The 12,589-nt window shown below is 48.5% G+C and carries 10 protein-coding genes; 7 read left to right on the top strand and 3 right to left on the bottom strand.

Features of this window, described 5'->3' with window-relative positions; translation table 11 throughout:
• Positions 1 to 70 precede the first annotated feature (70 nt).
• From xylB to IE094_RS12835, 4 genes are read left to right on the top strand one after another with little or no spacing between them, the layout of a single operon-like run.
• Positions 71 to 1,519 carry a xylulokinase gene (gene xylB, locus IE094_RS12850; protein ID WP_189641111.1) on the top strand — a complete coding sequence of 483 codons (1,449 nt, stop codon included), beginning with the start codon at positions 71 to 73 and terminating at the stop codon, positions 1,517 to 1,519.
• Positions 1,516 to 2,832: a xylose isomerase gene (gene xylA, locus IE094_RS12845; RefSeq protein WP_229802329.1), complete on the top strand. Its 1,317-nt coding sequence runs from the start codon at positions 1,516 to 1,518 to the stop codon at positions 2,830 to 2,832. The genes xylB and xylA overlap by 4 nt, the downstream gene beginning before the upstream one ends.
• A complete protein-coding gene (locus tag IE094_RS12840; protein WP_189641110.1) occupies positions 2,832 to 3,758 on the top strand; it encodes an aldose epimerase family protein in 927 nt (308 codons plus the stop codon). Before xylA ends, IE094_RS12840 begins: the two co-directional genes overlap by 1 nt.
• 12 nt (positions 3,759 to 3,770) lie before the next feature.
• Positions 3,771 to 4,739: a glucokinase gene (locus IE094_RS12835; RefSeq protein WP_189641109.1), complete on the top strand. Its 969-nt coding sequence runs from the start codon at positions 3,771 to 3,773 to the stop codon at positions 4,737 to 4,739.
• Between the two features lie 23 nt (positions 4,740 to 4,762).
• Here IE094_RS12835 and IE094_RS12830 read toward each other — a convergent pair whose 3' ends face one another.
• The 3 genes from IE094_RS12830 to IE094_RS12820 form a co-directional block, all read right to left on the bottom strand.
• Complete coding sequence (locus tag IE094_RS12830) at positions 4,763 to 5,557, bottom strand: ATP-binding cassette domain-containing protein (protein ID WP_373295881.1); 795 nt, start codon at positions 5,555 to 5,557, stop codon at positions 4,763 to 4,765.
• A 7-nt stretch (positions 5,558 to 5,564) separates the two neighbouring features.
• A complete protein-coding gene (locus IE094_RS12825) occupies positions 5,565 to 6,887 on the bottom strand; it encodes a sugar ABC transporter permease (RefSeq protein ID WP_373295880.1) in 1,323 nt (440 codons plus the stop codon).
• An 84-nt stretch (positions 6,888 to 6,971) separates the two neighbouring features.
• A complete protein-coding gene (locus IE094_RS12820) occupies positions 6,972 to 8,003 on the bottom strand; it encodes a substrate-binding domain-containing protein (RefSeq protein WP_189641107.1) in 1,032 nt (343 codons plus the stop codon).
• Positions 8,004 to 8,205: 202 nt separating this feature from the next.
• Between IE094_RS12820 and IE094_RS12815 the strand changes: the two genes are divergently transcribed.
• From IE094_RS12815 to IE094_RS12805, 3 genes are read left to right on the top strand one after another with little or no spacing between them, the layout of a single operon-like run.
• Positions 8,206 to 9,447, top strand: a complete 1,242-nt coding sequence (locus IE094_RS12815; RefSeq protein WP_189641106.1) for an ROK family transcriptional regulator — start codon at positions 8,206 to 8,208, stop codon at positions 9,445 to 9,447.
• Complete coding sequence (locus tag IE094_RS12810; protein ID WP_189641105.1) at positions 9,447 to 10,865, top strand: cytochrome c family protein; 1,419 nt, start codon at positions 9,447 to 9,449, stop codon at positions 10,863 to 10,865. Before IE094_RS12815 ends, IE094_RS12810 begins: the two co-directional genes overlap by 1 nt.
• Entirely contained in the window at positions 10,862 to 12,481 is a 1,620-nt protein-coding gene (locus IE094_RS12805) for a CRTAC1 family protein (protein ID WP_189641104.1), read from the top strand. Before IE094_RS12810 ends, IE094_RS12805 begins: the two co-directional genes overlap by 4 nt.
• The last annotated feature ends 108 nt before the right edge of the window (positions 12,482 to 12,589 follow it).

Here is a 12,589-nt window from a genome sequence, read left to right as displayed (position 1 = left end):
TATTTCGAGACAAAAGAAAATTCTTGAAACGGCCGAATTTTTCTGTGATTGAAGTGGGGGAGGAATTAAAATGTATCTTGGATTGGATTTAGGCACGTCGGGGCTAAAGGCACTTATTGTCGATGAAAATGGTGCGGCTGTTGCGACTGCCCATGCCCAATATGACGTCAGCCAACCACATCCCAATTGGTCTGAGCAAGACCCAAACGAGTGGGTCATTGCCTGTCTAAAAGTATTCACTGAGTTAGACAACAATCATGGTGCAGCATTTCAAAACATTCGCGCGATCAGCATGTCAGGTCACATGCATGGCGCGGTTGTTGTTGATACATCTGGCAAACCTTTGCGCCCATGTATTTTGTGGAATGATATGCGCAGCGAAGCAGAGGCAAAACAATTGGACGCCGATCCAAACTTTCGCAAAATTTCGGGCAATATCGTGTTCCCAGGGTTTACCGCACCAAAATTGATGTGGATGCAAAAGCATGAACCAGATTTGTATGATCGCATTCACAAGGTGATATTACCAAAGGACTTCTTGTTACACTGGCTAACAAAACGATACGTCACCGATATGTCTGATGCCGCGGGCTCAAGCTGGCTTGATGTGGGTGCTCGGGATTGGTCTGAAACGTTATTAAACGCCAGCGGAATGCGCATGGATCAAATGCCCGATCTGATCGAAGGGTCACAAATCGCAGGTATTATTGATCCAACGATTGCCCACGAATGTGGGTTTAATCAGGATGTGAAAGTCATTGCAGGAGGCGCCGATAATGCCGTTGCCGCCTGTGGTGTGGGCGCCGCGCAAGAGGGACAAGGTTTCGTATCCTTGGGAACATCTGGCGTATTGCTCGCAGCCAAAAACGGATACCATCCAGCGCCCGAAACCGCGGTTCATACGTTTTGTCATGCTGTCCCTGAGCGTTGGTATCAAATGGCGGTAATGTTATCTGCCACCAACAGTTTGAACTGGCTCGCGAATACATTGAATACAACACCCGCTCAATTGTCAAAACTTTGCGCGGGGCCGATTTCAGGGCCCAGCAAAATTACGTTTTTGCCATACCTCACCGGTGAACGGACGCCCCACAATGATGCGGATATTGGCGGTGCTTTCATCGGGTTGAAATCAAACACCACACCCGCCGATTTATGTCAGTCCGTGATGGAAGGCGTATCATTCGCATTGCGAGATTGTTTAGAGGCGTTGAAATCAACGGGCACAGAATTGCACGAAATATTGGCCATTGGCGGGGGCTCAAAATCTGAGTTTTGGATAGAAACACTGGCCACGATTTTAAACCTTCGCTTGGCATTGCCAGACAAGGGTGATTTCGGTGCAGCGCTCGGCGCGGCACGTTTGGCAATGATTGGCGATGGAGCCGATGTTGAAACAACACTTGTCCCCCCTGCAATCGCCAAACACGTTTCACCCAATAAAAAATTACAATCAGAATACGAAGCCGCGTATCAGCGGTTCAAAAAACTATACCCTCTTATCAAGGAAGCATCATGACATCATTTTTCAGCATCGATAAAATCCCATTTAAGGGAAGCGATAATACCGATCCATTGGCATTTAGCCATTATGACCCAAACGAAATCGTTATGGGAAAACGCATGGAGGATCATCTGCGTTTTGCCATCGCATATTGGCACAGCTTTGCATGGCCAGGTGGTGATCCGTTTGGCGGACAAACTTTTGATCGCCCATGGTTTCCTGATCGCATTTCAAACGCCATGGATGCCGCCAAGGTTAAGGCCGACATTGCATTTGAAATGTTTACCGCACTTGGCGCGCCATATTATTGTTTTCACGATGCGGATGTACGCCCAGAGGGTCGTAATTTCGCCGAGAATACCGACAATCTAAATGCCATCGTCGATGTGTTCGAACAAAAGATGGATGAAACAGGAATGAAATTGTTGTGGGGAACAGCAAATTTGTTTTCTGATCGCCGTTTCATGGGCGGTGCAGCCACCAATCCAGACCCAGATGTGTTCGCATTTTCGGCGGCGACCATCAAAACCTGTATGGATGCAACGCAACGTTTGAATGGTGAAAACTACGTTCTTTGGGGGGGGCGCGAGGGGTATGAAACCTTGCTCAATACCGATTTGACACGCGAGCTGGATCAATTGGGGCGGATGCTGAATCTGGTTGTCGAATACAAACACAAGATCGGTTTCAAAGGCGCGATTTTGGTGGAACCAAAACCACAAGAACCAACCAAGCATCAATACGATTACGACGTTGGCACAGTTTATGGTTTCTTGAAAAAACATGGGTTGGAAGGCGAAGTTCAGATGAACCTTGAACAAGGTCATGCGATTTTGGCAGGGCATAGTTTCGAACATGAAATCGCACTGGCACAATCACTGGGGATTTTTGGATCCATCGACATGAACCGCAATGATTACCAATCGGGCTGGGATACGGATCAATTCCCAAACAACGTGCCAGAGGTTGCACTGGCATATTACCATATCCTTCAGGGCGGTGGTTTCACATCAGGTGGCACAAATTTTGATGCAAAACTGCGCCGCCAATCCATTGATGCGGATGATCTGTTGATGGGTCATATTGGTGGCATGGATGTTTGTGCGCGTGGGTTAAAAGCGGCCGCTGCAATGATCGAGGATGGCACGTTGGATCGCGAGCTTCAGTCGCGCTATGCGGGGTGGAACACACCCCAAGGCCAAGATTTGAAAGCGGGTAAATTATCCCTTGATCAAATCGAAAAATTGGTGCGCGACAGCGATATCAACCCATCGCCAAAATCTGGCCGCCAAGAATATCTGGAAAACGTCGTTAACCGTTTCGTGTAATGGTGCAGGTCGATAAATTTGGTGACATAGATGGCGCGCCTGTTTGGTGCGCCACATTAAAATCCGACACGATGATGGTTCAGGTTCTAAGTTTTGGCGCCACGACAAAATCGTTGCAACGACAGGGGCAAAACCTGATTTTAGGGTACGCCGATTTACAAGGCTATGTCGCGGATCAAAACCACATGGGTGTTATTGCGGGGCGGGTGGCAAATCGCACGGCATATGGCGCTTTTTCGCTAAACGGAAAACCCTATCAATTGGAATGCAACAACGGGGCGCACCATTTGCATGGTGGTGCAACTGGGTTTGGACGCCGTGTTTGGGATTTGGAAAAAGACAGCCACGACAATGCAATACAACTGCGCCTGCACTCGCCACATTTGGATGCTGGATATCCCGAAACTGTCGATGTTTCACTTAAGATCACATTGAAGGATTCCACGCTTGCCTATGAACTGGATGCGCTACCAAGTGGTGAAACACCGATAAATTTGGCGCAACATAATTATTACAATCTTGGCGGTAAATTATCCGATCATACGTTACAGGTTAACGCTACAGGGCGATGCGAGGTTGACGATACATTGATCCCAACGGGTATCATTTCACCAATGTCAGATACCTATTTCAACGAATTAACCCGTTCGAAGATAGATCATAATTTTGTTCTCCGACACAATGACGAGCCCAGTGCGGTTTTTATTGGCGAACATAGCAAAATGGAAATCTACACCGATCAACCCGGATTACAGGTTTACACAGGCCACGGGTTAAGCCCACCGTTTTCACCATATGATGCCCTGTGTTTGGAACCGCAATATTTCCCTGATTGTTTGAATCAACCGACATTTCAATCTTGTATCCATTCACCAGATTTGCCCTATAGTCAAAAAACAACGCTGGCTTTTTCAAAGCCGACATAATGGGTAAATGACATGAGCTGGGATTTAATCGCCGATATCGGTGGCACAAATGCGCGATTTGCACAAGTTGACGATGATGAAATCACGCGCGAGCGGACATTTCCAACCAAGGGAGAACACGGCCTGTTGGATGCGATGAATTTGTATCTGGATGACATTGGTTCCACCCCAAATCGTGTCGTGCTTGCCGCAGCTGGGACGATTTCCAATGGACAAGTCAAGCTGACCAATGCCGATCAACAGATCAAAATCACATCTGTTCAGGATCTTTGTAAAACCAAAGATGTTGCGTTCATCAATGATTTTGCCGCCGCCGCTTGGTCGCTGGCAACTGTGACGCAAAACGACGTTTCAACAATCCAAGGCGAGGATGAAATTCCGACGGGTAACCGACTAATTATCGGACCCGGCACGGGGTTGGGCGTTGGCATGTTGATATTAACTGGATCAGGTTATTTTGCCGTCCCCGGCGAAGGCGGGCATGTGCGCATTGCACCCACGGATGCATTTGAAACAACTGTGTTTGACGCGTTTAAAACAATTTGGCCAGAAACCCAAATGGTTAAGGATGGTTTGCATTTCGAGGCCGAGGCATTTTTAAGCGGCACGGGATTACCATACCTTTATCAGGCGGTTTGCGCGGTGATGAAATGCGAGGCCGCATTAAATACACCCAAAGATATTTTGAAAGCCGCACAGAATAAATCCGATGAAGCCGCGATAAAAACCGCAAAGATTTTTCAAAAACACCTGGGGTTTGTTGCGGGGGATCTATCGCTTGCCATGTCGGCAACCGGTGGTGTGTTTATTGCGGGTGGGGTGATTGCCGCAAACCCTTGGTTATTGGATCAAGGGTTTATTGATGCATTCAACAATGGTGGGCGGTTCAGTAAAGCACGCGAAAATACATCTATTTACCTGTATCAAAACACGCGGTTTGGATTGATCGGTGCAGCCAACGCATTGGGAAAAACAGGGTAGGGCGGGAAAACCCGCCCCCTCCATTATGCCTCTTGCATTGCACCAGGTCCTGGGATCGCACCATCGGGGCATTTACCAAGGATGATCATGCCTAAAACTTCATCTTTGGTGACATCCGTGGTTTTGGCATAACCAACCATTTTACCGTTTTTCATGACAGCAACACGATCAGCCAGATCAAACACATCGTGGATGTCGTGGCTGATCAGGAAAATACCAATACCATCTTTTTTCAACTGATGGATCAATTGCCCAACTTGTTCCGTTTCTTGGGGGCCAAGTGCGGCGGTCGGTTCATCCATGATCAGGATTTTGGCGTTAAACAAAATCGCGCGCGCAATCGCAACCGATTGGCGTTGCCCGCCAGACAGTTTTGATACCGGTTCTTTGAACCGTTGAAAGTTGGGGTTAAGACGCCCCATAACTTTGCGTGCTTCGGCCTCCATTGCTGTGTCATCAAGCGTGCCATAACTGGTGAGGATTTCCCGCCCCAGATAAAGGTTCGCCGCCGCATCCACATTATCGGCAACCGCGAGCGTTTGATAAATGGTTTCAATGCCGTATTTTTTCGCATCGCGCGGATTGTTAATGTCCGCCTTTTCACCATTCACAAAAATTTCGCCGCCATCGCGTTTATACGCTCCCGATAGGATCTTAATCAGCGTCGATTTACCCGCACCGTTATGACCCAGAATCGCGACAACTTCGCCAGGAAACAAATCAAGTGATGCATGATCAACCGCCTTGATCCCGCCAAATGCAATTGACAGATCTTTGATTTCAACAAGTGGTGTTTGGTTTTCAGAGTTTGACATCATTCAATCCTTACTTCGCACGACGGCGATACATTGTGTCGATCCAGACGGCGAAAACCAAAACTGAACCCACGACCATTTGCTGCATTGCCGCATCAAACCCTATTAACACCATGCCCGCTTGCAATGATTGCATCAGCAAAGCACCCAGAATTGCGCCGTAAATCGTGCCAACACCACCGGCAAAGGATGTGCCACCAATCACGGCCGCCGCAATCACGTAAAGCTCGTCCAAGGTGCCAAGGCTAATCGATGCTGAACCAAGTCTTGCCGATGCAATCACCGCGGAAAGGCCACATAATGTGCCCATCAAAGCAAAGATTTTCACCGTGACCCAGCGCGTTTTGATCCCTGCCAATTCCGCCGCCTCTGGATTGCCACCAATGGCAAACACGTAACGACCAAATCGTGTGCGCGTAGTTAAGAATGTCATCATGACACCCACAGCCAACATAATTAAAACTGGTATTGCGAAACCATGGCTGATGAAAATTTCAGATACAGGCGTATCGATATTATTCGCCTCTGCATATTGGCGCACGATGCCTTTGGGCCAGTAATATGCGTTGACCAACATAACGATGCCAACGATGATCGCACAGCCCGCAATGGCCAAAAATGTTTCGGCCCAAATCGGGCGTTGAGGGAAGTTAAACTGAACCCGTTTGCGCCGCCCTTGCCAAAGAAGACCAAGCAGTGCCAAACATGCGAGCAATCCAACAATCCAACTGCCGGTTGCACCGATTGCGCCATATGGCCCGCCACCTAATTTGGTGAATGTTGCGTCCACAGGTGCAATTGTTTCACCCCGTGCCAATAAAAACGTTGCACCACGCCACACCAGCAAACCGCCAAGTGTTACGATAAACGCAGGGATACCCAGATAGGCGATCAGATACCCATGTATCGCACCAATCGCGCAACCAACCATCAGGCCGAAAATCACTGTAATAACCCAGATCAGAGGATGCCCAAGACCCAAAATTTCGGGCAAAATCCAAACCTGCATGATCGCCATTGCTGTTGCCGAAAAGCCAAGGATCGAACCCACGGACAGATCAATATGGCGCGTGACGATGACCAAAACCATACCCGTTGCCATCACCGCAACCGAAGCCGTTTGCACCGACAGGTTCCACAGATTTCGCGGCGTCAAAAACGCGCCAAATCCATTCACCAATAGGCCGTATAAATGAAATCCAACCCAGATCATAATCAGGGCAGCAATCATCCCCAACAATCGCGCATCGATTTCGGTGGCGCGGAGAAAACGGGTGAATATACCTTCGTTTTCGACCTTATCTGCGCCGACAGAATTATTTAGAGAGTTCAAAACCTGCTCCGCTTTCAAATTTTATCAGATGATGTGAATAAACCGCGCCAAATCCGAGACGCGGTTTAATTTTCTACACTGTGATTAGCAGCCGTCAACGCCGTCCATTGCGCCTTCGCACACTTTGTCTTTGGCGATATGACCTGCATCGATCACAACTGATATATTGGATTTGTCGATCGGAGTAGGTGCAAGGAAAATCGCATCCATTTCAACGCCCTTTGAACCGCCAGACCATTTTACAGCACCAGGAATTTCCGAACCCGCTTTGCCATCGGCCAGCATCGCGGCGATTGAACCCGCAGCCTTGCCCAATTCACGTGCGTCTTTCCAGACGGATGTGTTTTGCGTACCGCGTGCAACACGGTTCAACGCAGCATGATCACCGTCTTGGCCAGATACAGGAATGTTCATACCCTGCGCAGCAAGTGCAGCAATTGCACCACCCGCCATGCCGTCATTTTCAGACAGAACCGCATCAACGTTATTGTCGTTTGCCGTCAGAATTTGTTCCATGTTTTTCTGTGCATTGTCAGGCTTCCAGCCATCCGTGAATGCTTCACCAACAATTTTAATTTTGCCAGCTTCAACATCGGCGCCAATTACATCCATCATGCCCTCAAGCAGGAACAATGCGTTTGGATCGCCCTTGTCACCTTTGATGATGGCATAGTTTCCTTCTGGCACAGCAGCGACGATGGAACGTGCAATCACGCGGCCAACTTCTTTGTTGTCGAAAGTCAGGTAAAATGCCCGCTGGTCTTCGATCAATCGGTCATAGCCCAAAACAGGGATACCTTCGGCTGCGGCTTTGTCCACGGCAGAACCAACGGAACCTGAATCAACTGACAGGATAATCAACGCATCCGCGCCTTGCGCGATCAGGCTTTCAACATCTGTAAGTTGTTTCGCGGCAGATAGCTGAGCATCCGCCGAAATATAGGCGTCACCGTTTGCTTCAATCGCTGCTTTCATTGCGGCTTCGTCGGTTTTCCAGCGTTCTTCTTGGAAGTTAGACCAAGAAACGCCAATTTTTTTACCTTCTGCGTTTGCGCTTGTCGCAAGTGCAGATACAGCAACGGACGCGGCAAGCGCCGCTGTGATAAACTTTTTCATATGTTCCTCCCAAGAACTTAAAATTTGCGGAACCTGTCCGCCGATTTTCTACTGCGATTCTATTTTTCACAATAGTCGAGAAAAATAAACACGAAAGCGTGAGCAGGTCAACTCGTGAGTCGAGAAAAAGATTGCAACTTTGCCGTTCAACGGCAATAAGATGTCGAACATGCACACCGAAAAACCGCAAGGGCGCAAGCAAATGTCATTTATACAAACCGCGATAACAACCGAGGGTTTGCGCCATAACAATCGTGCCATGGTATTGAATTCATTGCGTGAATTTGGACCATTGTCACATACGGTCATCGCTGAAAAAACAGGTTTGGCATCGGGAACCGTATCGGTAATCACCGGTGAATTTTTAGAAGAAGGCGTGTTGGAAAAGGTCGAACAATCACCTGCCAGCGGACGCGGACGCCCACGAATTTCATTCACACCATGTGCCAATTTCGCGTATTTTGTAGTGCTGCGCATTTCCGCGGAACGCATCGAATTTTCGCTATTGGATTACAAAAACACATTAAAAGACCGACAGGTTTTTGGCCGCGACAACACGCAAACCGATGCGGTCAAATTCGGCCAAATGATCAAAAAACAGCTCGCTGATTTTGTCGCACGATCGGAGATCAAACAAAGCCAAATAAAAGTCATTTCCATTACCACCAAAGGCGAGGTGGACACGCAAGAACAATCGCTTCTTTGGTCGCCTGTTTTTGGCAATCAAAAAATAAACTTTCGCGAATTGTTGCACGATGACTGGCACGCAGAGGTTAAGCTACACAACGAAATTTGTTATGTTGCACATAATGTCATGAGACGTGCGGTGCAAAACGATACCGTTACGGCGGGCGATCGACATGCGGTTGTTTGGCTGTCTGACAATATTGGGCTTGGTGTTGCGCGGGTGAACCAACACAAAGAAATAGAGCTTTCAGCGCCATCATTTGGGCACATGCCCCATATCGCACAGGGGCCATTGTGCCGATGTGGCGCAAATGGATGTTTGGAAACCTATGCGGGATTTTACGGTATTTTGCGCACCGCATTCGAAGCACCCACCGATGTTATCCCCGCGAATTTCATCCCCTTGGATCAGATGCACAGATTGGCACAATCGGCTCGCGCTGGGGATCGCATGACAGAATTTGCATTTCGCCAAGCGGGCGCGGCGCTTGGCTTGTCGCTTTCGCGTTTGTTTAACGTATTGGGGCCTATGCCACTTACAATTGTTGGTGCAGGGTTACAATTTTATGACCTGTTAAAACCCGGATTAGAGGAACAGTTACAAGACAGCTTTCTTGTCCGCATGGGTCAGCCTCCGAATGTAAGCTTTGAACCAAACGAAGATCGCCTGGCATTTGAAAGTAACTCCTTTGTCACATTGCGCGAATTTGACAAAACAGAAATCGCAACACGAAAATTCAAACGCTGTAAAAAATAATGAAAACAGTTATTTGTTCACTAATATTGATGTTATTTGGGCAACAAGGCGTTGCGCAATCTGATACCGCTTGGGCCGAGAAAACACCATCGATTGGCGCGATTGAAAACATTCCACACGGATTGCAAAGTAAAACGCAATTGGAACATCTTCGTACTATTGGCGAAGCGTTGTTCACAGCACAATTCACAGAGAAAGACGGTGCAGGTCGTCCAATGGCGACACAGGCCATCATACCAACAAAACCGCGGCGCGCATTACGCCAAACATTTGCGCGGACTTCGGGATTGGATGCAAACGCCTGTTCATCATGCCACAATCAACCGTTCGACGGTGGCGCAGGTGATTTTGTGGCCAATGTGTTTTTATCGGAGGGATTTAACAACCACGATTTTGATACCACCGACCCTGAATTTTCAAACGAACGGGGTACGAACCATTTGTTTGGGTCGGGATTGATCGAATTATTAGCGCGTGAAATGACCGTCGATTTGGTGTCACAACGCACACGGGCATTGTCGAACGCACGCGATACTGGCAGCGCTGTCCGCGTTGCGCTGATTACCAAAGACATATCATTTGGCCATATCACCGCTACGCCTGATGGCATGGTTGATCTATCTGAATTAGATGGTGTCGATACCGATTTGGTCATTCGTCCGTTTAGCCAAAAAGGGGTTATGACATCACTACGACAGTTTACCGTAAATGCATCGAACCATCATCACGGGATGCAAGCCAGCGAACGATTTGGTGTACGTTGGACGGGTGAACAGGATTTTGACGAGGATGGATACGAGAATGAATTTTCGCCCGCAGATGTATCCGCACTTGTCGCTTGGCAAGCAAGCCTGCCTGCGCCAACCGTTTGGCAACCCAGTGATGGTGCATGGCAAGATGCTGCACAAATAGGGGCAGAGCATTTTGATGATTTTGGCTGTACGTCCTGTCACCGCACAGCGCTGCCATTGAATTCACTACACTTTTATGACCCTGGTCCCGTTGATGCGGCTGGGACATTAAACCAACATGATGTCGCCAAGCCTGCAATCTACGATTTGTCGCAACTGGATTGGGTAAAGTCACTTGAACGTAACGAACAAGGGCAGGTCATGGTTCCATTGTTTGGTGACTTGAAGCGGCACAAAATCACCGACCCTGAAAATGAATTGCTTGGAAACGAGTTGTTTTCGCAACGCTTTGTGGGGCGCGATATTTTCATGACCGCAGAATTATGGGGTCTTGGGTCCACCGCGCCCTATGGACATCGCAACGATTTCACCACGCTTGATGCCATAATACGCGCACATGGTGGCAGTGCAAAATCATCTAAAGATTCTTATGAAAATGCCCCCGAAAAACAACGAAGTGAAATCGTGGCATTTTTAAAAACGCTGCGCATTGAGGTGGCAGAATGAAAACCATTGTTGCGCTCGTTTCATTGACAATTACAAACCCAGCATTCGCCCAGTCAGAATTTTTCGGCGATGTTCCACAATTTGTTGAACAAGCTGAAATCGCTGGCATCGATCACCAATATCGCGGCCCGTTCGAATATTTTGTTGGCGGTGGTGCGGCCAGTTTTGATTGCAACAATGACCGTATGAATGACTTGTTTATCGCTGGTGGCGAAATGCCGGCGAAGCTGTTTCGCAATACATCCAAGGCAGGCCAAGACATCACGTTTTCAGAACAACCTATATCCGCAACGGGTGAAATTACCAAAGTAACGGGTGCATATCCAATCAATTTTGACAATGACGCGCATGTGGATCTGATGGTTTTGCGCGTTGGTCAAAACCAGATCTTGCGCGGGCTTGGCGATTGCACTTTTGCCAAAGCAAACGATCATTTTGTCTTTGATGGCGGCGATGCCTGGACAACCGGGTTTTCGGCAATCTGGGAACAAGACGCGGCAAACCCAACCTTGGCATTTGCCAATTACATTGATCGCGATGCACCTGGTTCACCGTGGGGCACCTGTGAGGACAATGTATTGGCGCGCCCAAATCCGAACGGGGAATACGATCAAAATCAATCGCTTTCACCCAGTTTTTGTTCCTTGTCGATTATGTTCACAGATTGGAACAACCGCGGTCAGTTTGATTTGCGCGTCACCAATGATCGCCAATATCATCGCGGTGGTTATGAACAGCTGTGGAATCTCAACAATGGCGGGCGTCCAGAACAATTTGATGCGCGCGATGGTTGGCAAAAGTTAATTATCTGGGGTATGGGCATAGCGCAAACAGATCTAAACGCCGATGGGCGCCCCGATTATGCTTTGTCGTCCATGGGCGATACGATGCTTCAAACCTTGGACGAGGACGCGGAGGAAGACAGCCCAATTTACCGCGACATGGCATATGAACGCGCGGCCACTGCGCATCGCCCCTATCAAGGTGATGATCTGAAACCATCAACGGGTTGGCACACGGAATTTGCCGATTTCAACAATGACACGCGCACCGATTTATACATTGCAAAGGGCAATGTTGAACGTATGCCCGATTTTGCAGAAGTAGACCCCGACAATATGTTGATGGGATTGCCCAATGGAAAGTTTAGCGAACAAGGCGGGGCGGCTGGGATCGCATTACCACGGCGTGGGCGTGGGGCAGTTATTGAGGATTTCAATGCGGATGGAATGCTGGATCTGTTGGTGGTGAACCGCGAAGAGCCCGTGAGCCTGTTTCGCAATCTTGGCCGTAAAACCGAGTGGGGATACGCCCCGTTTGGAAATTTCCTCGCGGTTGAGCTTCGCAACACTGGGGTAAATCGAAATGCCGTGGGTGCAAAAATTTCCGTGAAAACAGGAAATTTGACCCAAACACACACGGTGCAAATTGGCGGGGGTCACGCATCAGGGCGTTTGGGCTTTATCCATTTCGGACTTGGTGTCGCCGAACGTGCGCAGGTGCGCATAAAATGGCCGGATGGCGATTGGAGCCAACCATATCGCGTGTTCGCCAATAACTTTGTGGTGCTTGATCGCGATGATCCAGATGCCAAATATTGGTATCCTGCGCGCTGAAAACCCACTTCTTTTCGCTGATCACAATAAATATACTTGCAGTGGTCTCGCGACCAACTAAATAAGCAGTATTGTATTGTGATTTGCCCAATGCCGCCCATTTTGGCA

The organism is Paramylibacter ulvae, assembly GCF_014652655.1.
GTDB classification, from domain to species: Bacteria; Pseudomonadota; Alphaproteobacteria; order Rhodobacterales; family Rhodobacteraceae; genus Amylibacter; species Amylibacter ulvae.
This window is presented reverse-complemented; position numbering and strand designations above follow the sequence as displayed.

Excerpts from the sequence above, each read along its gene's own strand:
- IE094_RS12820 (WP_189641107.1), bottom strand. The coding sequence starts at position 8,003 with ATGAAAAAGTTTATCACAGCGGCGCTTGCCGCGTCCGTTGCTGTATCT.
- IE094_RS12805 (WP_189641104.1), top strand. The coding sequence starts at position 10,862 with ATGAAAACCATTGTTGCGCTCGTTTCATTGACAATTACAAACCCAGCA.
- IE094_RS12835 (WP_189641109.1), top strand. The coding sequence starts at position 3,771 with ATGAGCTGGGATTTAATCGCCGATATCGGTGGCACAAATGCGCGATTT.
- IE094_RS12840 (WP_189641110.1), top strand. The coding sequence starts at position 2,832 with ATGGTGCAGGTCGATAAATTTGGTGACATAGATGGCGCGCCTGTTTGG.
- IE094_RS12830 (WP_373295881.1), bottom strand. The coding sequence starts at position 5,557 with ATGATGTCAAACTCTGAAAACCAAACACCACTTGTTGAAATCAAAGAT.
- xylB (WP_189641111.1), top strand. The coding sequence starts at position 71 with ATGTATCTTGGATTGGATTTAGGCACGTCGGGGCTAAAGGCACTTATT.
- IE094_RS12810 (WP_189641105.1), top strand. The coding sequence starts at position 9,447 with ATGAAAACAGTTATTTGTTCACTAATATTGATGTTATTTGGGCAACAA.
- xylA (WP_229802329.1), top strand. The coding sequence starts at position 1,516 with ATGACATCATTTTTCAGCATCGATAAAATCCCATTTAAGGGAAGCGAT.
- IE094_RS12815 (WP_189641106.1), top strand. The coding sequence starts at position 8,206 with ATGTCATTTATACAAACCGCGATAACAACCGAGGGTTTGCGCCATAAC.